The organism is Eubacterium sp. AM05-23 (genome assembly GCF_003477535.1).
Classification (GTDB): Bacteria; Bacillota; Clostridia; order Eubacteriales; family Eubacteriaceae; genus Eubacterium; species Eubacterium maltosivorans.
The window spans coordinates 282,952-307,087 of the sequence record NZ_QUDF01000005.1; the positions used below are offsets into that span (position 1 = coordinate 282,952).

At 47.8% G+C, this 24,136-nt stretch carries 23 protein-coding genes and 1 tRNA gene; 13 read left to right on the forward strand and 11 right to left on the reverse strand.

The window, feature by feature from the left end:
- Positions 1 to 458: 458 nt before the first annotated feature.
- Positions 459 to 1,286: an EFR1 family ferrodoxin gene (locus DW091_RS08965; RefSeq protein ID WP_118517987.1), complete on the forward strand. Its 828-nt coding sequence runs from the start codon at positions 459 to 461 to the stop codon at positions 1,284 to 1,286.
- A gap of 51 nt (positions 1,287 to 1,337) precedes the next feature.
- Here the strand turns inward: DW091_RS08965 and DW091_RS08970 are convergent, their stop codons facing one another.
- Positions 1,338 to 2,981 carry a hypothetical protein gene (locus tag DW091_RS08970; protein ID WP_118517988.1) on the reverse strand — a complete coding sequence of 548 codons (1,644 nt, stop codon included), beginning with the start codon at positions 2,979 to 2,981 and terminating at the stop codon, positions 1,338 to 1,340.
- A gap of 255 nt (positions 2,982 to 3,236) precedes the next feature.
- Here DW091_RS08970 and DW091_RS08975 point away from each other — a divergent pair.
- Positions 3,237 to 3,322 (forward strand) — tRNA-Leu (locus DW091_RS08975).
- Positions 3,323 to 3,457: 135 nt separating this feature from the next.
- Here the strand turns inward: DW091_RS08975 and DW091_RS08980 are convergent.
- Positions 3,458 to 3,835 carry a hypothetical protein gene (locus tag DW091_RS08980; RefSeq protein ID WP_058694392.1) on the reverse strand — a complete coding sequence of 126 codons (378 nt, stop codon included), beginning with the start codon at positions 3,833 to 3,835 and terminating at the stop codon, positions 3,458 to 3,460.
- Positions 3,836 to 3,947: 112 nt separating this feature from the next.
- Here DW091_RS08980 and DW091_RS08985 point away from each other — a divergent pair, with 112 nt between their 5' ends.
- The 8 genes from DW091_RS08985 to DW091_RS09020 all read left to right on the forward strand — a co-directional run bounded on the left by DW091_RS08985 (position 3,948) and on the right by DW091_RS09020 (position 9,739).
- On the forward strand, positions 3,948 to 4,289 hold the full coding sequence (locus tag DW091_RS08985) for a NusG domain II-containing protein (protein WP_118517989.1): 342 nt from the start codon (positions 3,948 to 3,950) through the stop codon (positions 4,287 to 4,289).
- Position 4,290: 1 nt separating this feature from the next.
- Positions 4,291 to 4,806, forward strand: a complete 516-nt coding sequence (locus tag DW091_RS08990; protein ID WP_118517990.1) for a Gx transporter family protein — start codon at positions 4,291 to 4,293, stop codon at positions 4,804 to 4,806.
- A gap of 14 nt (positions 4,807 to 4,820) precedes the next feature.
- Entirely contained in the window at positions 4,821 to 5,504 is a 684-nt protein-coding gene (locus tag DW091_RS08995) for a response regulator transcription factor (RefSeq protein ID WP_058694389.1), read from the forward strand.
- Positions 5,505 to 5,611: 107 nt separating this feature from the next.
- A complete protein-coding gene (locus DW091_RS09000) occupies positions 5,612 to 6,562 on the forward strand; it encodes an ATP-binding cassette domain-containing protein (protein WP_058694388.1) in 951 nt (316 codons plus the stop codon).
- Positions 6,555 to 7,424, forward strand: coding sequence for an ABC transporter permease subunit (locus tag DW091_RS09005; RefSeq protein WP_058694387.1), 870 nt, complete (start codon positions 6,555 to 6,557; stop codon positions 7,422 to 7,424). The genes DW091_RS09000 and DW091_RS09005 overlap by 8 nt, the downstream gene beginning before the upstream one ends.
- Positions 7,425 to 7,431: 7 nt before the next feature.
- Complete coding sequence (locus DW091_RS09010) at positions 7,432 to 8,343, forward strand: HAMP domain-containing sensor histidine kinase (RefSeq protein WP_074616771.1); 912 nt, start codon at positions 7,432 to 7,434, stop codon at positions 8,341 to 8,343.
- A 175-nt stretch (positions 8,344 to 8,518) separates the two neighbouring features.
- Positions 8,519 to 9,505 (forward strand): DUF2975 domain-containing protein, encoded by a 987-nt coding sequence (locus DW091_RS09015; RefSeq protein WP_118517991.1) that lies wholly within the window; start codon positions 8,519 to 8,521, stop codon positions 9,503 to 9,505.
- A 9-nt stretch (positions 9,506 to 9,514) separates the two neighbouring features.
- Positions 9,515 to 9,739 carry a helix-turn-helix transcriptional regulator gene (locus DW091_RS09020; protein ID WP_118517992.1) on the forward strand — a complete coding sequence of 75 codons (225 nt, stop codon included), beginning with the start codon at positions 9,515 to 9,517 and terminating at the stop codon, positions 9,737 to 9,739.
- 356 nt (positions 9,740 to 10,095) lie between these two features.
- On the opposite strand, the gene DW091_RS09030 is transcribed toward DW091_RS09020, so the two are convergent.
- The 9 genes from DW091_RS09030 to DW091_RS09070 form a co-directional block, all read right to left on the reverse strand.
- Positions 10,096 to 10,740: an RIO1 family regulatory kinase/ATPase gene (locus tag DW091_RS09030; protein WP_158577863.1), complete on the reverse strand. Its 645-nt coding sequence runs from the start codon at positions 10,738 to 10,740 to the stop codon at positions 10,096 to 10,098.
- Positions 10,727 to 11,479, reverse strand: coding sequence for a molybdopterin-guanine dinucleotide biosynthesis protein MobB (locus tag DW091_RS09035; RefSeq protein ID WP_118517995.1), 753 nt, complete (start codon positions 11,477 to 11,479; stop codon positions 10,727 to 10,729). Before DW091_RS09035 ends, DW091_RS09030 begins: the two co-directional genes overlap by 14 nt.
- 15 nt (positions 11,480 to 11,494) lie before the next feature.
- Positions 11,495 to 11,860: a molybdopterin-dependent oxidoreductase gene (locus DW091_RS09040; protein ID WP_118517996.1), complete on the reverse strand. Its 366-nt coding sequence runs from the start codon at positions 11,858 to 11,860 to the stop codon at positions 11,495 to 11,497.
- Positions 11,857 to 13,764, reverse strand: a complete 1,908-nt coding sequence (locus tag DW091_RS09045; RefSeq protein WP_118517997.1) for an alkaline phosphatase family protein — start codon at positions 13,762 to 13,764, stop codon at positions 11,857 to 11,859. The genes DW091_RS09040 and DW091_RS09045 overlap by 4 nt, the downstream gene beginning before the upstream one ends.
- A gap of 15 nt (positions 13,765 to 13,779) precedes the next feature.
- Complete coding sequence (locus DW091_RS09050; RefSeq protein ID WP_058694378.1) at positions 13,780 to 14,658, reverse strand: methionyl aminopeptidase; 879 nt, start codon at positions 14,656 to 14,658, stop codon at positions 13,780 to 13,782.
- A 65-nt stretch (positions 14,659 to 14,723) separates the two neighbouring features.
- Positions 14,724 to 15,296: a CDP-alcohol phosphatidyltransferase family protein gene (locus tag DW091_RS09055; RefSeq protein ID WP_118517998.1), complete on the reverse strand. Its 573-nt coding sequence runs from the start codon at positions 15,294 to 15,296 to the stop codon at positions 14,724 to 14,726.
- A gap of 29 nt (positions 15,297 to 15,325) precedes the next feature.
- Entirely contained in the window at positions 15,326 to 16,405 is a 1,080-nt protein-coding gene (locus DW091_RS20700; protein WP_147365283.1) for a hypothetical protein, read from the reverse strand.
- Between the two features lie 95 nt (positions 16,406 to 16,500).
- Positions 16,501 to 17,655 (reverse strand): transglutaminase domain-containing protein, encoded by a 1,155-nt coding sequence (locus DW091_RS09065; RefSeq protein ID WP_096919770.1) that lies wholly within the window; start codon positions 17,653 to 17,655, stop codon positions 16,501 to 16,503.
- Positions 17,656 to 17,767: 112 nt separating this feature from the next.
- Positions 17,768 to 19,399, reverse strand: coding sequence for an oleate hydratase (locus DW091_RS09070; protein WP_342026588.1), 1,632 nt, complete (start codon positions 19,397 to 19,399; stop codon positions 17,768 to 17,770).
- A gap of 302 nt (positions 19,400 to 19,701) precedes the next feature.
- Between DW091_RS09070 and DW091_RS09075 the strand changes: the two genes are divergently transcribed.
- From DW091_RS09075 to DW091_RS09085, 3 genes are all read left to right on the forward strand, one after another.
- The gene (locus DW091_RS09075; RefSeq protein WP_118518000.1) at positions 19,702 to 21,315 is read left to right on the forward strand and encodes a PucR family transcriptional regulator; all 1,614 of its coding nucleotides are present in this window, start codon (positions 19,702 to 19,704) and stop codon (positions 21,313 to 21,315) included.
- Between the two features lie 123 nt (positions 21,316 to 21,438).
- The gene (locus tag DW091_RS09080; RefSeq protein WP_118518001.1) at positions 21,439 to 22,539 is read left to right on the forward strand and encodes a DUF917 domain-containing protein; all 1,101 of its coding nucleotides are present in this window, start codon (positions 21,439 to 21,441) and stop codon (positions 22,537 to 22,539) included.
- Positions 22,540 to 24,087 (forward strand): hydantoinase/oxoprolinase family protein, encoded by a 1,548-nt coding sequence (locus DW091_RS09085; RefSeq protein ID WP_118518002.1) that lies wholly within the window; start codon positions 22,540 to 22,542, stop codon positions 24,085 to 24,087.
- The last annotated feature ends 49 nt before the right edge of the window (positions 24,088 to 24,136 follow it).

The following is a 24,136-nucleotide window of genomic DNA, read 5'->3' on the forward strand; positions in this document are numbered from 1 at the left end:
TTCGGTTTTAACTATTTATTCTGCTCATCTGCATTATACCATCCGCTGGCTGTAATGAAAACAATGGGATTCTTTTTATATTCGGCTCTACACTTAATACAATCGTCAAAAATTCCAAAAGGTTTCCAGAATTTTTAAAAAGTTTAAGTCTCTGTCTTCTTAAAAGATTAAAATAATATATTATTAATTATTTAATGGCGGACATGGATGTCCGTGATTCTGCCGCCACTTTGCCCTTTTTGACAAAATAGCGGACATATATATCCTTTGCCCTGTTTTTCACTGCTTGTCCAAAATTATCCACAACCCGAGGCACGTTGTTTCGACGTATCTATTGTTGTCTTAAAGGCACTTCTGGCTAAAAACCGCCAGTTTTTTTAGCTTCCACTTGAAAACCATCCCACCCTCTGATATAGTTAAGGCATAAAAACCACTCTTTTACGCAAGGGAGAAAAATCATGAAATTCAATCGTGTATGGGCCGTCTACTTCAGTGCTACCGGCACCACCCAGAAGCTGGTGACCGCGGTTGCAGACAACCTTTCGAAAAAACTTGAGGTGCCCTGTGAAAGCTTTGACTTCACACTGCCCGAGGAGCGAAAAGCGCCAAAAAGCTTTGAGGCTGACGATCTGGTAGTATTTGGCACCCCTGTCTACGCAGGGCGTGTGCCCAACGTGCTGCTGAAATATCTGGCGACTCTGGAGGGAGGCGGTGCAGCTGCTGTTCCTCTGGTACTCTATGGCAACAGAGACTATGACGATGCCTTGATCGAGCTTCGGGATATTCTTGAAAAGACTGGCTTTCATACGCTTACAGCAGGAGCCTTTATCGGGGAACATTCCTTTTCCGATTTACTGGCAGCCGGACGCCCAGACGAACAGGATATGGAAAAAGCCCAGGAATTTGCAGGTTTGACTTATGAAAAAGTCGCTGCTATCACCAAGATTCAGGATGTCCTGCCTGTCCATGTCAAGGGTGCGCCAGCCCCTTACCGGGGTTATTATCAGCCAAGGGACCGCAAGGGTACTCCTGTAGATATCCGCAAGGTAAAACCGCTCACAAGTGATGCGTGCACCGACTGTAAGCTTTGCTCTGAGGTCTGTCCTATGGGCTCCATCAACCGCGACGATGTACGGGCTTACACAGGTATTTGTATAAAATGCGGCGCCTGTATAAAAAAATGCCCGGTTCATGCGCGCTACTATGACGACGCTGGCTATCTTTACCACAAGCATGAGCTTGAGGAGGGATTAAAGCGCCGGGCCGAGCCGGAATGGTTTCTTTAAATCTTAAAATGCCATGTTGTCCCCAAAAGGGCCCATGGCATTTTAAATTTGTCAAAGTGCTTCAAGCTCCTCAATAAGTGCGCGCCGTTTGGCGTAACGGAGCCGCCAGTCCGCAGTCAGCACCCTTACCTTTTCCGGCCCGCCGGGATAAGCCTGCATTTTTCTCAGATAATCCGCTATCTGCTGATATTTTCTGCGGTTCGCCGCCTTTTTAACCATACCCTTTAAAAAATCGGCATAAAGCTCAAGGGCGGCCTCTGGGCAGCCTGCCTTCAGGGTTTTTTCATAATAATCCAGGTCAGACATATCTCCCTGGGTACGGATGCTTTCCAAGAGGCGTTCGCACAGCCCTTCCTCCTCATACAGATCACGCAGATTATGGTCATAGTCCACGTTTTTAAATATTTCCTCCCGAAGCTCATGCCATTCCGTCTCGCCGCAAAGAGCTTTCAGCTTTCTAAAATCCTCCAGTTTCACAAAATCCTCGCCCGCAAGCATTTCCGACAGCACCTTTTTCAGGGCTTCGGGCCTGTCCAGCTTTTCATACAGCCATACCAGCACACGCTGGTACTCGTCAATCTTGTCAGGATCATCTCTGTCCATCTCCATGCTCTCATCGATCATCTCAATGGCGGCGTCCATCTCACCATACTGGATTTTCAGGGTGATGGCCGTATTCCGTATTCCGGAAAAATGCCAGTATTTTCTCTGGTAGGCCTCAATGGCTTCCTTTGGCAGCTCCATCATTTGCATGAGCTGTACCCGGCAGACGGCATAGGTCTCAAGCCAGTAATCAAGCCGCTCCTGTGTAGCGCTTCGGATAAGCCAGTCTACAGTTTTTATACTGTCGGCAAGCAGAACCGGTTTCCAGTTCCATTTCATAAAGACATCAAACACATAGTCTTCAAGATAGTCGAGCGTTTCGCCGCCCAGACGATTCATAAACCAATGATGCATTCTCCGCTCTTCTGCCTCATCATTGATATGAGGCAGAATCTTCATCCAACCATCCGCGCAGTCCTGTGCGATTAATTCAATATCCCCGTCAGAGTCATCGATCTCAATCTGGCACAGTCTGGTGTAAACCATGGCGGTAAAATCAAAGGCGCTCCCATAATGCTCCCGGTCCATAAGAGCCTCCAGATTATCATCATAAAACTGCTCAATCTCCTCGCAAAAGTCCTTTGCATCCCAATATGGAATAAACTGCTCAAGACCCAGGTATTTCTTGCAGATGGCATTCAGAGCACGTTCCAGAGGGCGAAGCTCCTCGATGCTTTCGCCCTTAAAAAACCGGAGCCAGAGGCGGTTTGCAAGGTTCCTGTCCGCACAGGCCAGCTCGTAGATAAAGTCTCTGAGCTCATTTTCTCTCGCCCCTTGCACAAGGGCATAGAGCTCGGTGTTTTCAAATTGCCACGGATCCCTGAAGGCATTCCCCACACTTTCCGTAAGGGCAAAAAGCGCTGCCGCCATATGCTTGCAATGAGCTCCCTCTGACGCATAGGTACAATCACAACACATAGCAGTGATTTCACCTAACTCTGTTTCGATCGTTACCCGATAGTCCTTTGTATCGCGCACCACTGCCTCATAGCCGTTATCACAGCGCACTGCCTCCAGAACCTGGTCATTTGTAAAAAGCTCATATCCATTATCTAAAATATCTCTTGTAAAAGAATCTTCCCATTTTTTCATTATTATCTCTCCCTTTTGCTATAGAGCTATTTTATCTCAGCCTGCACTACTTTACAATTACTAATTGATTTTCTTCAAATGCAGCGCTTTATTTTTGAATCTAAAATGCATAAAAATCATATTTTTTTATGTTGAAAAATATTTTCAAAAAAAAGTTAAAATTTTTTAAATTTAGTGTTGACAAAGCGGGCAAAAAAAGTTATTATATACAAGCACTCAGGAAATGAGTCGCCGCTCAAGAAAAAAGAGCGCTGTGCGAGAGTGTTGGAATTGGCAGACAAGCACGTTTCAGAGGCGTGTGTGCTACGCACGTACGGGTTCGACTCCCGTTTCTCGCACCATTTAATTGGTGATCAGGCAGATGTTAGGATAACGTCTGCTTTTTTATTTTTTGTCTCATCAATCCCCTCTATATCCGCCGCCCATCTGTCAATTAATTTTTCCTAAACAAAAAATGGAGAATTTTTCATTCTCCATTACTTAAAAACTTTTCCCAACGTTTCACTGAGCAACGCGCAAAAATCTTCCCAGCTTTCCGGATATGCCGCAGTGCCCCCAAGTCTCTTTTCACAATCCTCAAAAACCAGGGTCATCTCCCAGATTGGGCCGTCCAGACAGGTCAGATCATAATATTTTTTCTTCCACTGCAGTACACCAGCTTCCGACATCCCTTTTTTCAAGGCGTCCAGCGCCTCGGTATCCAGTGTTTTTAAATACTTGGGGGGTTGATAAAAAAGCGCACTAGCAGCCCAGCAGGCCTTACCCGTTTCAAAATCAATACAGGCCGCATAGCCGTCCCCCACATAGCCGTCGGTGGTCACCTTGAGCTGTCGGATATCATCATAATTTTCCATAAAATCGTCACCTCCTGTCTTAAAAAGTGATTATATCAAAAAAGTTGCTCTTTACCAAGACTGTTTTTTTCGTTAAAATGGACTCTAGAATGAACCAAAGGACAAATCAAACATGAAAAAACGTGATCTGATCATCATTGCCGGGGTTGTGGCCGTTGCCCTCATCGCCTTCGGCGTCTTCCACCTCATGAACAGCCAAAGCTCCGACCTTATGCTGCGGGTCAGCCAGGATGGTGAGGTTATCCGCACACTGCCGCTTAGTCAGGACCATACCGAAACCATCACCAGCGACCTCGGCAGCAACACCATTGCCATTAAAGACCGCAGCGCCCGGGTCGAAAGCGCAGACTGCGATAACCAGGTGTGTGTGCACAGCCCGTCGATCCAGTCCCCTGGAGAGACCATTGCCTGCCTGCCCCACCGGCTGATCCTTGAAATCATACAGGAGCCTTAAAATGGAAAACAAAACGCGCCGCCTGGTCGTCATTGCTCTGTATACTGCCCTGGCCTTAATTCTCAGCTATCTGGAATCCCTTGCGCCCATCCCCATGCCTGTGCCCGGGGCAAAGGTCGGACTGCCCAACATCGTTACCCTCATCTCACTGCTGACCCTGGGCACTCCCCTGACCATGCTCATCGTCACCGCGCGGATCTTTTTATCCGGCTTTTTATTTGGGAGCATGAGCGCAATTCTCTACTCCCTGGCCGGAGGGCTCCTAAGCTTTGGAATGATGGCCCTGCTTTTAAAGGTCCCCAGAGAAAAGCTATCCCTCATAACCATCAGCCTGCTCGGGGCAGTGTCCCACAACCTGGGCCAGCTGGCCGTAGCAGCCGCAGTAGTGCAAAATATGAACCTGTTCTGGTCCTATCTGCCCTTTCTCATGCTGCTCGCCATCCCGACAGGGATCGTGGTGGGCGTGGCGGCGAACCTTTTGTACCGACAGCTTCAGAAAATCAATCTATTTAAATAAAGAGGACAAACAAAATGGAATCCATCAATATCTTAATCGTCGAGGACGATGTCAACATCAGCAACATGCTTTTGGATCTGCTGATACACAGCGGCTATACGGCAGATACCGCCTATTCCGGCACCGAGGCCTTATTTTGCCTTGAAAAGAATAGTTATGCTTTAATTCTTCTGGATTTAATGCTTCCGGGTATGAGCGGCGAGGAAGTGCTGAAAAGCCTGCGCCAAACCTCAGACACCCTGGTCATTGCCGTATCCGCAAAGGATGATTCTTTCACAAAGATCAATTTGCTCAAAAACGGCGCAGATGACTATATTACCAAGCCCTTTAATAACGAAGAGCTTCTGGCCCGTATTGAGGCTCTTTTGCGCCGTAATTCGGGAAATACAGGCCTTTCGGGTAGAACACTGACCTATAAGGGGCTTACCCTCACCCCCTCTACCTACGAGGTCTGCCTGAAGGGGCAGCCTCTGTCACTGACCAAGCGTGAATACAAAATTCTGGAGCTTCTAATGCAAAACCCACAGCGTGTTTTTTCCAAAAATGTCATCTACGAGACTGTCTGGGAGGATCTGTTTCTAGGCGAGGACAACGCCATCAATGTGCACATCAGCAACCTGCGCCAGAAGCTGGCTAAAATCGACCCCGATGAAGCCTATATCCAAACAGTCTGGGGCATTGGCTTTAAAATGAAATAGCGTCAATCTTTATCTTTTCTTTAGGATTGGCTTACAGAATTTAAAAAACAGCATGTTACAATAAAACTGAAAGCCGCCTGAATAAAAACAGAAAAGGATCAAAAACCATGTCCACCATCCTGAAAACTCATAACCTTACAAAAATTTTCCCACCTGCGGGATTTGCCCGGCATAAAAAGCGAAAAAGCGAGGGCCGCCATGCCGTCGATCATGTGAATATGACCATCCGGAAGGGCGATATTTACGGCCTGATCGGGCGTAATGGCGCGGGAAAAACCACCCTTATGCGCCTGATCGCAGGCCTTATGCCTCCGACTGAGGGCACAATGACCCTCTTTGACAGCACAGAGCTGGAACAGCACCGCAAGCGGACAGGCTGTATCATTGAGGCGCCCGGTCTTTATGGCAATATGAGCGCAGCGAATAACTTGGAGGCCCACAGACGTCTGCTCGGCATCACCAGCAGCACCGCTGTCTCCGATTCACTTGAAGCCGTTGGTCTGAGCAGCACTGACCACAAAAAGGTCAAGCACTTTTCCCTGGGGATGCGCCAGCGCCTCGGCATTGCCATGGCCCTCCTGGGCAGTCCAGACTTTCTGATTCTGGATGAGCCCACCAACGGCCTCGACCCAAGAGGGATTGCAGAAATCCGCACTGTCCTGACACAGCTCAGCCGGGAACGGGGCGTGACCATTCTTATTTCAAGCCATATTCTCGGCGAGCTGTCAAAGCTGGCTACCTGTTATGGCATCATACGCGAGGGCGCGCTTATCGACGAGTTTAACCACGAGGAGCTGGAAACACGCTGTCAGCGCTGCCTGAAGATGGTTGTTGACCAGCCTAAAAAGGCTGCAATGCTGATTGAAACCCTTTTGGGTACAGACAATTATGACATTCTTCCAGAAAACACCATCCGTCTTTTCGACTATGTGGACCAGAGCGGCCTTGTCAACCGGGAGCTTAACCAAAACGGCATCCTGGTCGAGTCCATCACGCCGGTCGGTCAGGATATAGAGGCTTATTTTATGTCCATGATAGGTGGTGAAGACCATGCTTAACCTGCTGCGTTCTGATCTCTTCAAGCTTTTTAAGGCAAAGTCCTTCAGGGTCTGCATGATTCTCTGCGTGGCGCTTATGGCCTTTGTAGCCGTCGGACAGCTCTATTCCGCCGATCTTTTTTCAAACATGTCCCCTGCCGCTCTGCAGGAATCTGAGAAGCGTATTGAAGAGAACAACAGCTTTGGCATCCGCTTTGGATTGTCAAACAGCTCAGAAAATCTGGCTAAAACAATCGAGGCCATGCAAAATTACAATGCCAGCTCCTTTATCGAAACAGCGCTTTCCGGCAGTGTCACCACTGTTTTAATGGCAGTATTTATCTCTCTGTATATTGGCGCGGATTTCAGGGACGGCACACTCCGTAACACTGTGTCAAAGGGCTTTAAAAGACGCGATATCTATCTCTCAAAGCTTATCACCGTCATGACTGCAACCCTTTTTCTCGTTGTACTGGCCGTACTCAGCGCTGTCCTTTTCAGCGGCCTGTGCTGGGGCTTTAGCTCGCTGAATTCGCAGACCGTCAGTCTGCTGGCCTATCGGCTCTCTTTACAGACCCTGCTGCACCTCGGTCTGGCCTCCTTCTTTGTCATGACCGCTGTACTCATCAAGCAGACCAGCCCCACAGTGGCCGTCAATATCTGTCTGCTCATTTTTGTCACTGCCTTTTTATCTGTCGGCAACGCTTTCCATGCCACAGGCTTTAATCTGCTCACCATCTGGATCGCCGAGGCGCTTTCCAGCCTTGAATTTGACACAGTCAGCGGCCTGGTCGTACTGCAAACCCTGGCGCTTATGGTGGTTTATATTTTATTGCCTACGCTGGCAGGTATTGCCGTTTTTAAAAAACGGGACATTATGTGAGGTTTTTATGGAAACATCACTCATGATACTCTGCATTATCCTCGGGGGCGCCGCCCTCTTTTCCGTTATTCACTGCCTGCTTTTAAAAAGACAGATCCGGGATATTATACGGCAAAATCATTTTATACAAAATGAGGATACCAACCTGCCCATTACTGCCGCCATGCCCGATAAGGAGGTGGAAGCTCTGATTGAAAGCATCAATGCCCTGCTGGAGACTCACCGCCTGTTTGAGATCCGCATGACACAGGCAAACCGCAGCTTTAAAAACAGCATCACAAGCATTTCACACGACCTGCGCACCCCGCTCACTTCTGCTTCAGGCTATATCCAGATGCTTCAGGATTTTGATCTGCCTGAGAAAACCCGAGTCGAGTACCTGAAAATTGTTCAGCAGCGGATTCAGGCTGTGCGCAAGCTTCTAGACCAGCTTTTTGAATTTGCGCGCATTGAGGCGGATGAGCTGGTTCTTGCCCAGGAACCAGTCAACTTAGGCAATGTGCTGCGCGATACTCTGGCTCTGTTTTACAATGATTTTTGCAGCCAGGACAGTGAACCGGAAATCCAGATTCCTGACGATCCCTTTATCGTCACCGGTGATACCGATGCCTTCAAACGGATTTTCAGCAATATCTTAAGCAATGCCCTGACCCACGGCGAAGGTCATTTTTCCGTAAAAGCCGTATCGGAGAACCACGCTGTGAATATCACCTTTGAGAACAGTACGCACAGCATCACCCCTGATGATCTTCCCTATATTTTTGACCGCTTCTACACCACCGATGTGTCCAGAAGCCGTAAAACCACCGGCCTGGGCCTTTCCATCGCCAAACGCCTTGCCACCCGTATGGGCGGCAGTATCAGTGCGTCTCTTGACAATGATGTATTTGGCATACATTTACAGTTTTCTTTGAAATAATAAATATAAACATTCGATTTTCTTCTGAAGAATGACTTTTTTAAAAGTTATCTTTATGACCAATCGGATGTTTTTATTTTTATCATTTATTTTTTAATGATAAAAATTAAAGTTTTCTCGACAGATATCAAGTAAAATTTTATAATAAACTTAAAAAAGCAAAGGAGGTGTTCTTATGGAAAACGGTTTAAAAAAGCGTTATATAATTCTGCGCTCAATTGTCACAGTCTTTCTGGCCCTTTGTATTTTTAATTTAATCACGGGGCTGACGTTCACAGCTCTTAGTCTTTCAGTCCCTGGCGAGGTTTATGAAGCAGCTGAGATTACCAAACCGTCGGATATTACAAAAACGGTTATCCTGTACTATCCGGAATCTGTTCAGCCGGTTGTCAAGGCTGCCAGTAAAATTATTCTATATGCAAGTCCATTTCCACATACAGATTTTGGGGTCTCTAATTTACCATCCCACCCAAAGGCAGCATTGCAAATTGTTTTATGGACAAATTTGTCTGTTATTCTTCTGTTTGGTATCATATGGTTTCTGCTTAGAAAACTCCTTTATAGTATGTCCTTAGAAGGACCACCTTTTACGTCGGAGCGTCGAAAAAATCTATACCATATCGTCATGATCCTAATTATTCCTGAAAATCAATTTACTGCCTATCAAATTGCCCCTGACAGTAACGCTTTAAAGATTGCTATTGCCTGGGACCGGCCAATTCCAATGGACGAAATGGGATTTGCAGAGATGTTGCGTTTACTTGACACAAAGCTTTACAGTCCTCATTTTATGCCTCAAAATCCAAAAGCTTTTTTTCAATTTGAGGCCTGGTACCACATCATTATTCTTGGTTTGACTGTTTTCCTCACAACCCTGCTGTGGTCCATTTTTCACCGAATATGTAATGATGTTTCACCTTTCAGCAATAAAACCTTTGTACAGCTGGTTATCGTTGGCAGCGGCACTGTATTGGCAGCGTTTGTCCAAAGGATCATAAAAGTAAATTTAGCTTCCTCATTGTTGGGCGCACGTTTCTTTCTTTTTGGTTTGGATGATGGTTTCCGTATCATTTTAATTGCCGCCGGTTTTCTGGTGCTTGCCATTGCCTACATCTTTCGCTATGGTACTTACCTCCAGCAGGAATCCGATGAAACTTTATAGGAGGGCGTTATGGCTATTATTTTAAGACTGGACCGTGTGATGGCAGACCGAAAAATATCCCTCAATGAGCTGGCAAAGCAGGTTGGCATTTCCAATGTCAACCCGTCCAATTTAAAGACCGGCAAGGTGAAGGCCATTCGATTTTCGACCCTCAACGCAATCTGCGATGTCCTTGACTGCCAGCCCGGTGATATTTTGGAATACGTTCGCGATGAAAAAGAAGACAAAATATAAAAAACCGCACGGACACCGCAAACAGCAGTGTCCATGCGGTTTTTATTTAATCGAGAATAATACCATTATTTATCTTTTAAATCAGAAATTCTCTGAAATAGTTTTTAAAGGAACAATGTTCTCCAATCCATTTTTCAAACTTTTTTAAAATATAATGTGTTATAAGAAAATCTGCTGTCAGCATAAAAAGAAGCACAAATAAATTCCACACTGGTAAGTCTGGAAAATAAATAATCGCCAGGACTTCATTAAATAACATCAGTATATTCCAAAAAACCAACAGCCAAAGCACCCATATCGCGCCGCGGTACAAAAAATACAGCACCTGTTTTTTTAAATATCGTTTATCCTTCATTTCAAACCTCTTTTTCAAAGCTGCTTAACCAGCTTTCTACAATACGGGTATCAAAGCATTTTCGCCGCTTCTTCATCCTCTTAAAAGCAATATGTATTTCTTCTAGAACTTTGTTTTTATCCAATAGGATTTTTTCTGAAAAAACATTGAACATAATGGCGGCGCTCCTTGTCCTTTGAGTGGTAAAAGCTGGGCTGTACGCCGCGTAATAAGCCAGCATAGCGCCCATATCCATCTCTTTTTGACCGGTGGGCAGGGCCTCAAAATCAATGCCGATCACACCTGAAACACCGACGATAAAATTTCTGAAATTGACATCTCCTCGGATGTGACCGGGCACTGCCTGATAAAACCGATCAAACCAGTCTGCCAGTTCTGTGCACAAATTGTTCAGACTCTCCGCACTGTTTTTGTGCTCGAGTGCAAGCACGCGGTCAAGCAGTAAAGGCCCGGGACAGTACTGCAGATACAGTACATTTTCCCGTAGCTCGAGAACTTCCGGCACTGCTACACCTCTTTTATAAAGAAGCATGAGAATACTCCATTCGTGGTGCGCGGCTTCAGCGTCGCTGAAAACTTTTTTAATCCGCCCTTTTTCCAGACTTACGATATTCCTCCGGCTTTCGAAGGTTCTACTTTCTTCCAATGCTGATTTCAATGGTGGCCCCTTCCTCATAGCCCTTCAGCTCTCCCACAATACCAGTCACTGCGCTCCTGATAATGTCCTGGACAAAGGGAACCATCTCGAGGGGCTGTCCGTTAATCTTTACATCCACCTCAGGCCGAGTCCGCACTATACAGTCTTTTTCTCTGGCTTCACCCTTTAAAATTGCGGATCCAAGCCCATCGCAGCCATAGCCACAGGCATCACAGCAGTTTTTATCAAAATCCGGAAGAATACGATAGGTTTTTAACTCAATCAGATCAACCAGGGCTTCCGTCTGAGTTCTGGCGTCAAAGACAGGACGGCCTCTGTAGGTGTCTAACGTTCTGGCAATGCGCCCTGCACAACAGATAACATAATCACTCCACCGCTCATCAAGCTCCGGTGCCTCGTGTGCCGTCAGGATCATTGGCACCCGGGCATCGGCAACGCCCTCGAGCACCACATAATCAAAATTATAAAAGGCCAGAATATCCCGAACCGGCAGCTTTTCCTGAAACAAAATATCCGTTTCATATTTTCCCCTGGCGGTCACCAGCTGGGAACCTGCTTTTCTGTGGCGGTCAGTATTGCTGCCCTCTGTATCCATTTTAAACTGATCATAATGGATTTCTTTCACAGAGCCCACACTGTAGCCGCGCCGCCTCAATTCTTTTATAATATGCTCGGCAGTCGTTGTCTTGCCGCTGTCCGAAATACCACAGATTGATATTACTTTCATCTTTGTTCCTCTCAATCATTCCCGGATATCCACTTCATCAAGGTAGCGGCACCAGCGCTGGCTGGTGGCATCCCTTAGCATCAGCATCATGCAGTAAGGCTTTCCAGCCTCCAGTGTCAAGGCCTCTCCAGCTTCGCTTACCGCGATAAAGCACTGTTCCGTATCCATTGCCTCTTCCCCGGTGAGGGCAATGCTGAATCCGTCTGAGGCTTTGAAAACACAGATACTTTCCTTTGAAAGGGAGTGGCCTGTGTACTCTGCGAGCCTTTTAAATGAAACGCCTGTATACTTCCGGTTTTCCGGGGCCTGCCGGCTCTTTTTAAAACTCGCGCAAACCGTTGTCAGGCCTGCGCCGCGCACATCTTCTGTCTTTATCTTCATTCTGAATGGTCCTTTTTAATGTAAATATAGGGCACCAGCATATCCTCCGCACAGAATATGCCGTGGCTTCCCCTGCTGTTAAAGTCTTTCTCCTCATGAAGCCCGTGGTCAGCGGTAACGATGATGCTACCAGCCCACTCCTCTGCCAACCGGCTTACCATGGCATCATTTTTTAATACCCGTTCCATGGTCTCGCTGGCATATGGGCCGTAGGTGGTCGCGTCATCGTCGATCCCGTGAAAATGGATAAAAAGAAGGTCTGGCCGTTTTTTCACTGCCCTGAGCGCAGACTCAAAAACAGCTTTATCCGTTGTAGAGTCTCCCCGGCTGGGGTTTAGCACCGGTTCCTCCGAGGTGTTGATAAGCTTGATATAGCCTTCGATATAGGTGCATTCCTTCCCCATGGCCATACATCGTTCAAAGAGATCGGGCATTAATAACGTGCGGCCCTTTCGGTTATGAATACCGTTGACATCTGGTGTTGTCCCGGTGAGCATGGCAGCCAGACCGGAGTGGGATACTGGCCGGAACACTGTCATCGCACGCTGCATGGGCTGTGCTGACAGAAAGGGGAGTTTACCTAAGGACAGAGCCTTTCTGTAAATATTCAGTCCAAAGCCATCCAGCTCAATAATCATAATTTTTTCATCATTTTTCAGACATTCAAGGGCATCCCAGGCTGTATTCATAATAGTGGTTTCGGGTTCAGTGATAAAAAGGCCGGCCATCTCAAAAGGGTTTCCATCCAGCCGCCGGCCAAAAATCGTATTTCCCCGAAGCTCAATGGGGTTACTGCCGATATTAAACATGCCTCCATCCTTCCCAACTGCAAGGCTCCGGGTTGTCTGCCCGCTAACAGCGCTGTCTGTCAAAGTTGTCCCCGGCACAATCGCGCAGAGCTTTCCCTCTTCGTCCCACTGCGGATAAAACCGAAGGGTACCTGCCTTCTGATACAGGCCCCCTGGTGTATAAAGCTCTGAGGCTTCGCCATCGATAACGCCAAGAGGCTCGATCTGAGAGACTGGCTCCAGACGCATAACCAGCTTGTTGCCGGACGGGCTTCCTGAATTGTCTGAAAGCTTTGGCAGCGCCCTGCAGGACTCCAGCTTAAGGATATTTTTAAATGTTTTCCCGTTTATTTCACACGACGCCGTTCCATTTGTTTCCTGATAAAAACGCGCTCCAAGCGCATCCTGACGATCGATTTCAACCCGGGTGCCATCTGTGCCCGTAAGTTTTAAGCGGTCTGCTGCTGGCAGTATGTCTTCCAGAAAAGCTCTGCCCAGAAGCTCTTTGCGCTCGCTTTTTTCAAAAGCCATCTTCAGGCTGACAGACGCTGTCTTTCCAACGTACAGGGTCTGTATTCCCTTCATCCGCATACCTGCTGGCAAATCGGGGGCTGTAAACTGTATGGCGTTTTTACCCGTCAGCTTTAAGAATCCTTTGCTGAATACTGAATACTGCTCCCGTTTGACCAGCCCATCGACCATTTCTGCCTTGATAAACTCCGGCTTCTCCTCAAAATAACCATCGAGGAAATCAGCGGCCTTAACGGCTTCAGCATCTTCTCCATAAGCTATATAGAGTTCTTTTTTCATACCCTGCACTGCCGTATCAAAGAACAACACCGACTCCACAGGTACTGTCTCCGCCCTGGGCAGCAGGGTCAGGCTCACAACATCACGTACACAGTACATGGCTCTTTCCCTGCGGACATACACCCGCAGGGATAACCGTCTGTCATCAGCCTCAAAGACCAGCACCACATCCTTCTGCCAAAGCATATCTTCTGAAATTTCAACGGCATAGCCATCTGAGGCGCGGGCAACTGCACTTCCAAAATCCGATGGCTCCAGATCAAAATGTTTCAAAACTGCGTTCAGGGTTGTTTTCTTCAGCTTCACTGGTCCTTCTCCTTTTTAATATACCAGCACTTCATGGCCTGTTTCGGTCACTGCAACAGTAACCTCCCACTGTGCCGAGGGCTTCCCGTCATCGGTATAAATGGTCCAGCCATTTTCATCGTCCTGGTATATTTCATCAGTTCCCATATTAACCATGGGTTCAATGGTGAAAACCATACCGGGGACAAGCAGCATCTCTGTGCCAGGTCTGGTTACAAAGCTGACAAAGGGCTCTTCATGAAAATCCAGCCCGATGCCATGCCCGCCGATTTCCTGAACCACGGTATAACCATTCTTAAGCGCGTGCTCGTGTACCGCGTTGCCCACATCTCCCATAAAATTCCAAGGCTTTACCTGCTCCAGGCCTTTTTTGACACACTCTCTCGTCACCTCTACCAGCTTTTTCTTTTCGGGGCTTACTGCTCCAATGCAAAACATACGGGAGGAGTCTGAGTAATAGCCCTTATACTCGGTGGACACATCCACATTGATGATATCCCCGTCCCGCAGAACAATGTGCTCTGACGGAATACCGTGGCAAACCTCCTCGTTAATGGATGTGCAGACACTCTTCGGAAAGCCCTCAAAGCCTAAAGGGGCAGGCCTCCCGCCCATTTTCACAGTCGTATCATAAACGATTTTATCAATTTCCTCGGTGGTCATGCCTTCTTTAATCTGGCTGGCCACTTCGTCCAGAACAGCGATATTAATCTTCCCGCTGACCCGGATACCTTCGATCTGCTCCGGTGTCTTGAGCATACTTCGCTTTGGCACCATATGTCCCTTAAGCGCGAAGCCCGCGATCTTTTCATCCATTTCCTCGTGACACTTTTTATATTTCTTACCGCTGCCACACCAGCAGGGATCATTTCGTCCAATTTTAATTTCCTGCATATATGCCTCCTGTTTCTGTCATTTCTATATCATTATACCATATCTAAAAACACTTCATGGCTTTTTTACTGTTTCTTTTTCTCCTCAGCCGCCTCACGGTACATTTGAAAAAACACACGTCCGTACATAATAAAGGACAGCAGCAGGAAAAAACCTGTAACGCCCATAAGCACATTCGCCCATACTGTACTGATTTCCGGAAACGCGATGAGAATAAAGGTGAGCACATAGAACACCGCCGTAGATACCTTGCCATACCACATAGCGCCGCCCAGCTTCTTACCCTTGCGCATAAGGACAAGATCATTGACCAGCATAAAAAGTTCTTTGATCACAAATAGAATAACCACAAAAATCATGCTCTGGTAGCGGAACATCAAGCTGAAAACAATGGCCGCCTGGGTGAGCTTATCCGCCACCGGGTCCAGCGCCTTGCCAAGCTCTGTGATCATATTAAACCGCCTTGCGATCTGACCATCCGCAAAATCTGTCAACCCAGAAATCAGGATGATAAGCGCCGCCAGATAATAATCCCGGGTCGTTTGGGCATTGATGTAAATCCCAATGAACATTGGGATCAATAAAATGCGTACATAGGATAAAATGTTGGGAATGCTGAAAATTTCTTTTGCTTTCATTTCTTACCTTATTGTTTATATTTAGGATGTTAAGGGTTCCTATAGCCCTGGCTGCTTTCATCTTCCGCACAGTGTTTTTCCATCCTTTTACACAGGCCAAGCTCTGCTCCCATGAGAAGTAAAAGCAGACCAAAGGAAAGCAAAATATTGCCTGCTTTTGCCTTTTTGACTGGCGCGGGGTTCTCCTGGCTGGCTTCTTCCTGCTTTTGGGGTGCCGTCTGGGCGGGCGACGCTGTTGGAACCGCGTCCACCTTCACGTCCGTTGACTGCTGAACTTCAATGACGGTTTCACCAGCGTTTTTTTCGGTGTAATCCGCACCGTTTCCGATGGAATCGGCGCCATCACTGCCTTGGGCCGTTATATTTTCAGCAGTGATATCAAGGCTTCCTGCCAGTCCATAATGTCCACCGCCGATACCGGCAGCATTCTTGCCGCCCTGGGCGGTTACTGTGCCGCCGGAAATACGGATCACACCGCCGTCTCCCTTGTAGCCTCCTCCAATACCAGCGCCTTCCTCACCGCCTGTGGCAGTAATGGTTCCGCTGTCAATGCTGATGTTTCCTCCCGTGCCATACCAGTGTGTAATATTCTGGGCGCCGCCAATGCCGGCTGAGCCTCTGCCTCCAGTGGATGTCAGACTGCCTGTTCCAGTTATACGGACTTCTCCGGCTTTTCCGCCAAGGTTTTGCGCCTGCAGGCCGGCAAAATAATCCGCGCTGGTCAGTCGGTTATCTGTTCCATCCATCAGCTCAATGACAACCGAGGCATTTTCCAAAACTGAAAAAGCACACAGATCATTTTTGCTGGTGTCAATCTGAAGATTATCAAGCTTGAGATTGACAGGGTTGCCAGTGCCGACACCGTAACGGACGGTAACACCGTACTGGTCGCTGGTTCCGGTGAGCCGGAGACCTCGGTCATTGGAAAAGGTATAGGTGTTTCCAGCCTGTGTGGCTCTTCCCACTTCTGAAATGGAAATACTGCCGTTTTCAATATTCAGGGAATCTGTGGACTGTCCTTCCGCCATGGCCATACGTGAGAATAAAACAGGCGACATAAGCAGAAGTATTCCCAAAAGAGACATTGTTTTTTTTACATTTAACTGCATAAGACATGCCACGCCCCGGATCATCGGTCCGGGGCACCTTTCTTTCAATCATTTTGCCATATTGTAGCACTTTCAGCTTAAATTTAAAAGTAATATCAGGGTCGCCAGATAATCAGAACCTGATTTTCATCATACCTCAGGTAGCGGACGCCTGACTCGTTTAAAAGATCGCTCTCCTCAATACCGGTCAGGGCGCGGTCCACCATACCTGCTTCTGTAAACCTGGCCTCCATAACGCCGCCGTTATCGAGAGTATCCCTTAAGGTGTCAATAAAACGCGCCTGTTCGTCGTCGTTATTTAAATCGAAAAGCATATTTTCTCTGACATAATAATTATCCGCTGTTGCCGTGAAGCCTGGATATGTGCTCAGTGTATTATCAAAGGTATGGCTTTTCAAAAGCTCTTCTGTTGTGAGTCCAAAATAAACATACTCGATGCTCAGCGGCGGGTCTGCCCGAAGGGCCGGGTCCTCCCAGGTAATATCATCAAAGCTCGGATCATCCCAGGTTACATCCACATAATAGTATTCTCCGTCCATCTGTACCAGATTCCAGGCGTGGGGGCCTCTTCCCACTGCGTTGCCTGTAACATAATTTGAAAAGATACCAATATCCTTAAGCACATACTGCAAGGCCTTGCTGTAACCGGCACAGACAGAACGGTTATTTAAGAAAACTGAGCATATATTCTGATTGTCCTCTGAATCCAGATCGTATTCGGTATGGCTGACGATATAGTCATGAACCGTTTTGACCTTGGCGTAGTCGTCCATTTCTGGTGAAATGCCGGTTTTTATACCTGCTGTCACCGCCTCAATTTCACCCTGACGCCGCTTGATCTCATCGGTATTGTAATTAAAATTAAAGCTGACGTCTGTCACCATCCCTGTCTCCTGGTCATAGTGATAGGTGTAGCTGTCCAGCCAAAAATATTCTGGCTTATCCTGTTGAATGGCTGTCCAGACACGGTTCAGGCTGTCTACCGATATTTTGTTATCGCCCAGTTCTACTGCACTTTCATAATTGTCCAGCTTATCTGTCAGCCGAAGGTAAGTTTTTTTCTCATCCACACCCAGCAGTGAAAATCCGCTGTAAGGATTGGATAAAAAGTGATCCTCTGCCATTGTCTGACTTACCTGCTCATCTGTAACAGCATCCTTATCCTTTGGGGCAAAAAAAGATACGCCAACCAGCCCAACGGTCATGACAATCAGCACTGCAAATATGACTTTAATCAATTTTTTAAACATCCACACCGTCTCCTTTTTATGATTACTTTCTATTATACCGGGAATATTGCTTTTACACAATAAAAAAGGCAGGCAAAAGCCTGCCAGAAAAATCGGCGTTTCTTTTTTAGTTTTAACGGTACGCTGTTTTCAGCGCTTTTGCCAGAACTTTCGGGTCGCGTTTATAAGGCGTAACGGGAATAATGGGTTTCTTAATGTCAAACAGAGTATAGACCGCGGTCCGGGCAGCTCTTACGGAGTATTCCTCTGTGAAGACCATATCCTCAGGAATTTCTACAAACTGGCTGATCATGGCAAAATTGGTGGAGCCTTCCGGAACCACTGCAGGACGGTCACTCATGGCCCTTGGCTGGAACTGGGCGTCAATATATGGCATCATGCACGGTACCACATTGACAACGGAGTCCATCAGTTCCTTTTCATGTTCTTCAAAATGAAGCTGATAGATCAGCTCTTTCAAAATTTCCGCTCCGGTACAATCCTTCATGGGCTTCTTAACATAGTCGCCTTCCCTGTCAGGGTACAGGCCATAGCCCCAGAAAATTGTGGTGTCCATGGGCTGGTTTCTAAAATGCGGCTGAGCGGCCACGACAATGCTCATAAGCCAGCTGGAATCCTTAAAGGTCATTAAAGCGCCGCTTCCGGGAATATTGCCGGAGTAATCCTCGATCATCTTCAGGAATTGATTGCCCTTACAGGTAACCGTAAAGCTTTCCCATTTTGTCTCCTGCACATTACCAAAGAAAGGCTCTGGATTGCCGAGTCCGGCTTTCTTCACGGCAATTTTACCCCACAGCTCGCCAGACATGGAGAGTTCTTTTGGCTCCGGCGCTGGTTTTTTCATATCACCGAGTGTTGCGCTGTCTGTCATGCAGCCATTGGTGACAATACACACATCGCCATCCTTCAGAATGATTTCTTCCGGTTTACCCTTCTTTTCTATATGAATGGCAGTTGCGGTAATCCCTTCGCCATCTTTAAAGTCAATGTCCACAACCTTGGTATTAATCTCGAACTGAACACCGTGATCTTTCAGGTAGGCTTTAAGCGGCAGGATCAGGCTGTCATATTGGTTGTAGGGCGTACGGGTAACGCCTTCCAGTGTCTCAATACGGCTAAATTCAAGAATCATTCTTTCCATATAGCGTTTAAGCTCAAACAAGCTGCTCCATTTCTGGAAAGCAAAGGTGGTCTGCCACATATACCAGAAATTGGTTTCGAAAAAGTGCGGTGTACGGTTAAACCAATCCTCGATGGTCAGGTTGTCTAGATCCTTTTCCGGAGTTGCCAAAAGCCTGGCCATGGCCATACGGTCTTCATTATTAAAGCCCATGCTGTAGACATCTAAAATTTTCCCGTCCTTGTCAATGAGACGTGCCCGCGCATGGGTTGGATGTGCATGGTCAAAGTTCAGGATTTCTGTGGTGACATCACGATCCGGGTTATCTAAAGACGGAATGGATGAAAATAAATCCCAGAAATTTTCATAAGTCTCTTCATTCAGCATTCTTCCTCCGCGGCACACAAAGCCTTTTTCCGGCGTGCCGATACCATCATTACTTCCGCCAAGGATATCCATCCCTTCAAGAATATGGATATTTTCTCCTTTAAAGTTAGCGTCACGTACCAGATAAGCGGCTCCGGCCAGGCTGGCGATACCGCCGCCCACAAAGTAGACTTGCTTATCACCGTAATCACGGTTCTGGACCGCGTTTTCACTTTCTTCTTGCTGCTGTCTGCGCATTTTTTTAGTTGCTGCCACTGTCGCTGCTGTTGCAGCTGCCGCCATAGCAGCACCGGCGCCAGCAGCCAGAGCTTTACCTAATTTATCTTTGTTCATGATTCATAACTCCCTTCGATGGTTCACTTTTGTTATGGTAAGTATAATACCCTAAAAGACCAGCTGTCACCTTACGAGTCCAGACATTTGTCAAAAAAAGTGACAAAACCAGTGGATTGTCTTAAATTTAACGTTAAAGCTGAATGAAAGCTTAAAAATCCTTTTTGTGTTATAATAAGCCCATTAAATTCTTTGGAGGTTTCGCAATGAGCGTCACTGTAGCTGATTTATTAAAGCTGCCCTGTCTCAGGGAAGCCCGTGTGGCGGGCGGCCATACCGGTCTTGACCGTTTTGTAGGCTCCATCTCTGTTTTGGAGTATGCCGACCCTGGCGCCCTGGTAGACAGCTTCTTTGAAAATCCATCCTTTGTGCCAGGCAGCGAGATTGTCCTCAGTGGCTTCATCAATATTAAGGATGATGTCAATGCACAATGCCGTGTGCTCAAACGGCTAAGTGATGGGGGCGAGGCGGCCCTTATCCTTTATTATGTTGGCATCTACCTGCCATGCATTGATAAAAAGCTCGTTGAGATGGCCGATACCCTGGGCTTTCCACTCATCTATATGCCAGAAAACCGGCTAGATTTCAGATACAGCGAGGTTATCACCCAGACCATGGAAACCATCTTTATGGACCAGAACAAGGACCCCCATTTTGTGAGCGCCATGCTGGAACGCATTACCCAGCTTCCAGACAACAGACGTACCCTTGGCAATGTGCTGCGCATGCTCAGCGACCGCCTTCGTTCCTCCCTGATTCTTTTTGACCATGCCCTCACACATCCTGAAATTGCCGCCTGGCCTATCTCAGCAGCTGATTATCTCTCTAATATTCTGCCAGCGCTTACCGAGGCAGGTCTGAACTCTGGCCCCCTTGTATTAAAGGAAGAAAACCTAACGCTGTACAGCACTGTTCTGCCGGTTCAGACCGACAATACTCCCAGAATGAATCTGGCGCTGATATCAGAGAATCCTGTTCAAAACCTATCCGCCCTTGAGGATGCCGCCGAAGTGCTGCGCCTTTTTATCAATATTTGGAATAAAAAAGAGGGCACCATTGGCTACAGCGAGCTAATCCGTTCAATTTTAAATGACGAACCCCTGAAAATGCGCCGGCTGGCTGATATTCTGGGCATCGACGTCGCGTCGATCCATACCATGTGGCTTGTCCGGCCAGACAACGACCGATCTGCACTGCTCAATGAACAGATTCTAAAAATCTGCCGTGATTTTATGCAGAGCCAGCATTTGACAGGCCCCTCAGATATTTATGACAACACCGTGGTGCTCTTTATCCAGGATACGCCGCTATCCTCACAAATGCTGGCCCATGCCGAAAACCTGATGGCCTGTCTGGAAAAAGAATCCATTCCGGTTAGCTTTGGCTTTTTTACCAACCAAGCCGATACCGCCAGTGTGCGCAAGAGCTTTCTGCTCTATCAAAACCATCTAAAAAACACTAGGACCCTCTACCCTGCCAGTTCCCTTGTCTCCCAGGCAGAACTGGGCTTTGCCGCAGATTGTGCTGAGACCATCGCCAGAGGCGAAGCCATGGTCCGGCAAGTCACCGCTCCCCTCGAGCCGCTGCTCCATAGCGACTCCAACATACAGGAAGAGCTGCTTGCCACCCTATCAGTTTACCTCCTCGACGCCCAGGCCAATGTCACCATGACGGCAGAACTTTTGTACCTGCATAAAAACACGGTAAAATACCGGCTTCATAAAATCAACAGCCTTCTTGGTTACCCGGTGACTAAAATGCCCGAAAGCAATCTGCTTTATACAGCCTTGTCTGTGAGAAGACTGCTGGACGGCCAGTAGATGCCTTTGTCCTTTTGGACGAAAGCATCTTTTTTATTTTATCCCATTGGCCCATTACTTTTATTTTCAATTTGTTTATACTGTAATCATTGAAAATAAACCGGATAATAAGGAGAATTAAAATTGAGAACGCTTGGTATTAACGAAATCGAAGACATCGCCCTGGGCGCGTCCCTCTTGGGCGCTGGCGGCGGTGGCGATCCCTACATTGGCAAGCTCATGGCCATGGATGCCGTCAAAACCTGCGGCGACGTCACCATGATGGACCCTGAAGAAATCGGTGACGATGACCTGGTTATTCCCATCGCCATGATGGGGGCGCCCACTGTACTGGCCGAAAAGGGCATAAACGGCAGCGAGTACAAACGCCTTTACGATATGGTCAGCCAGTTCTACGGCAAAGAAATCAAGGGCTTCTTTCCCATCGAAGCCGGCGGTGTCAACAGTATGCTGCCCATTGCAGCCTCAGCCCGCCTGGGCATCCCCCTCGTGGATGTCGATGGTATGGGCCGGGCCTTTCCAGAGCTTCAGATGGTCACCTTTACCCTGGGCGGCGTCAGTGCTACCCCCATGGCCCTGACCGATGAAAAGGGCAATACCTGTATCTTTGAAACCATCACAAACAAATGGACCGAAGACCTCGCCCGGGCGGTCACCATGACCTGCGGCGGATCTGTCTGCATTGCCCTGTATGGCATGGATGGCGCTACCATGAAAAAATGGGGCGTCAAAAATATCATCACCCGTTCCCAAAAGCTGGGCGCTGCCATCAGGGGCATCAAGCAGCTTGATAAAAACAGAACACCTGAAGCGAGCTTTCTTACGCAGACCGGCGGTTACAAAATTTTCAAGGGCAAAATAACCGATGTGCTGCGTGAAACCACCGGCGCTTTTAACCTGGGCCATGTTATGCTGGACGGCATTTCTGAGTACCGCGGGCAACAGGCCGAGGTAACCTTCCAAAACGAAAACCTGACCGTAACCGTCAATGGCCGTATAAAGGCAACGGTTCCCGACTTGATCTGCCTGGTCGATACGGAAACCTTTATTCCTGTGACGACCGACGCCTTAAAATATGGCAAACGGGTTATGGCCGTAGGACTGCCCTGCTATGATCTATGGCGCACACCACAGGGGCTTGAAATGGTCGGGCCGCGTTATTTTGGGTGTGATACAGATTATATTCCGCTGGAAGAACGCTTATCTGGAAAGGAGAACGCATAAATGTATAAAATAGGAATTGACGTTGGCGGTACAAATACTGACGCCGTTGTCGTAGATGAAAATCGAAACATCATCGCAGGCATTAAGCACACCACTTCCGAAGATATTTATTCGGGTATTCTGGGCGCTTTGAAGGATGTGCTTCGCGAAGCCGATATTGATCGCTCACAGGTTAATCAGGCTATGCTCGGCACCACTCAGTGTACCAATGCCATTGTGGAGCGTAAAAAGCTGGCTCCAGTGGCTGTAATTCGTCTGGCGGCGCCGGCTATGCAGGGCATTATGCCCATGGTGGACTGGCCGGTAGATCTGACTGATTTTGTCATTGCCACCACGACAGTAGCCGGTGGTTACGAATTTGACGGCAGAGAAATTGCCCCGTTTGACGAAGCTGGCGCACGCGCTTTTTTTGAAGATATCAAAGGTAAAACACAGTCCATTGCCATCTCCTGCGTTTTCTCCCCTGTGCGGAACGAGCATGAAGACCGCTGTGCCGAGCTGGCCCGAGAAGTGCTGGGACCCGATGTCCACATTTCAAAATCCAGTGAAATCGGAACACTAAGCTTTGTTGAAAGAGAGAATGCGACCATTTTGAACGCTGCCCTGTATGAGGTTGCCGAAAGCTTTACTGAAGGCTTTGCCAAAAGTCTGGCAGACGAAGGCATTGAAAACGCCGATATTTTTCTGAGCCAGAATGATGGTACCTTAATGACCATGGATTTTGCAAGACGCTACCCTATCCTCACCATCGCCTGCGGGCCTACCAACTCTATCCGCGGCGCCTCCTATCTGAGCCGTCTCCACGACGCTGTTGTCATCGACGTCGGTGGCACTACAACAGACTTCGGAGTCATTCAGCATGATTTTCCGCGAGAAAGCAGCGTTGCCGCCATCATTGGCGGTGTACGGACAAACTTCCGCATGCCAGACGTCATATCCATCGGCCTCGGCGGCGGGTCTGTTGTCCGTGAAGAAAACAGCGAAATCACCGTGGGGCCAGACAGTGTGGGTTATCAGATAACTGAAAAAGCCCTGGTTTTCGGTGGCAATACCATAACTGCCACCGACATTGCAGTCCGTCTGGGTATGGCCGAGGTGGGCGATCCTTCAAGGACAGACAGCATTGAACTGGATTTTGCCGAGAGCGCTATGGCTGTTATCCGTGAAATGATCGAAGACAGTATTGACCAGATGAAAATTTCCAACGATGCTATCGACGTGGTACTGGTGGGTGGCGGTTCGATCATTGTTCCAAAAGAGCTGGCAGGTGCCCGCCAGGTAGCAAAACCAGACTATTTTGGTATTGCCAATGCCATCGGCTCAGCCATCTCCAAGGTCAGCGGGACCTATGAAAAGCTGATATCCTATGATGAAATTCCCAGGGATGAAGCTCTTAAAAACGCCCGTGCAGAGGCCTCAAACCTGGCTGTTGAGGCCGGAGCAATCCCCGAGACCGTAGCCATCATTGATGTTGAGGATGTTCCTCTGGCCTACTATCCCGGCAATACCAGCCGTTTGAAAGTCAAGGCAGCTGGTGATCTGGCCTAATTTTTTAGTATAAAAGCAAAGAATGTCCTGGCTGTTTTATAACAGCCAG

Coding starts and splice junctions, on each gene's coding strand:
- DW091_RS08965 (WP_118517987.1), top strand. CDS start 459: ATGAAATTCAATCGTGTATGGGCCGTCTACTTCAGTGCTACCGGCACC.
- DW091_RS08970 (WP_118517988.1), bottom strand. CDS start 2,981: ATGAAAAAATGGGAAGATTCTTTTACAAGAGATATTTTAGATAATGGA.
- DW091_RS08980 (WP_058694392.1), bottom strand. CDS start 3,835: ATGGAAAATTATGATGATATCCGACAGCTCAAGGTGACCACCGACGGC.
- DW091_RS08985 (WP_118517989.1), top strand. CDS start 3,948: ATGAAAAAACGTGATCTGATCATCATTGCCGGGGTTGTGGCCGTTGCC.
- DW091_RS08990 (WP_118517990.1), top strand. CDS start 4,291: ATGGAAAACAAAACGCGCCGCCTGGTCGTCATTGCTCTGTATACTGCC.
- DW091_RS08995 (WP_058694389.1), top strand. CDS start 4,821: ATGGAATCCATCAATATCTTAATCGTCGAGGACGATGTCAACATCAGC.
- DW091_RS09000 (WP_058694388.1), top strand. CDS start 5,612: ATGTCCACCATCCTGAAAACTCATAACCTTACAAAAATTTTCCCACCT.
- DW091_RS09005 (WP_058694387.1), top strand. CDS start 6,555: ATGCTTAACCTGCTGCGTTCTGATCTCTTCAAGCTTTTTAAGGCAAAG.
- DW091_RS09010 (WP_074616771.1), top strand. CDS start 7,432: ATGGAAACATCACTCATGATACTCTGCATTATCCTCGGGGGCGCCGCC.
- DW091_RS09015 (WP_118517991.1), top strand. CDS start 8,519: ATGGAAAACGGTTTAAAAAAGCGTTATATAATTCTGCGCTCAATTGTC.
- DW091_RS09020 (WP_118517992.1), top strand. CDS start 9,515: ATGGCTATTATTTTAAGACTGGACCGTGTGATGGCAGACCGAAAAATA.
- DW091_RS09035 (WP_118517995.1), bottom strand. CDS start 11,479: ATGAAAGTAATATCAATCTGTGGTATTTCGGACAGCGGCAAGACAACG.
- DW091_RS09040 (WP_118517996.1), bottom strand. CDS start 11,860: ATGAAGATAAAGACAGAAGATGTGCGCGGCGCAGGCCTGACAACGGTT.
- DW091_RS09050 (WP_058694378.1), bottom strand. CDS start 14,658: ATGCAGGAAATTAAAATTGGACGAAATGATCCCTGCTGGTGTGGCAGC.
- DW091_RS09055 (WP_118517998.1), bottom strand. CDS start 15,296: ATGAAAGCAAAAGAAATTTTCAGCATTCCCAACATTTTATCCTATGTA.
- DW091_RS20700 (WP_147365283.1), bottom strand. CDS start 16,405: ATGCAGTTAAATGTAAAAAAAACAATGTCTCTTTTGGGAATACTTCTG.
- DW091_RS09065 (WP_096919770.1), bottom strand. CDS start 17,655: ATGTTTAAAAAATTGATTAAAGTCATATTTGCAGTGCTGATTGTCATG.
- DW091_RS09070 (WP_342026588.1), bottom strand. CDS start 19,399: ATGCGCAGACAGCAGCAAGAAGAAAGTGAAAACGCGGTCCAGAACCGT.
- DW091_RS09075 (WP_118518000.1), top strand. CDS start 19,702: ATGAGCGTCACTGTAGCTGATTTATTAAAGCTGCCCTGTCTCAGGGAA.
- DW091_RS09085 (WP_118518002.1), top strand. CDS start 22,540: ATGTATAAAATAGGAATTGACGTTGGCGGTACAAATACTGACGCCGTT.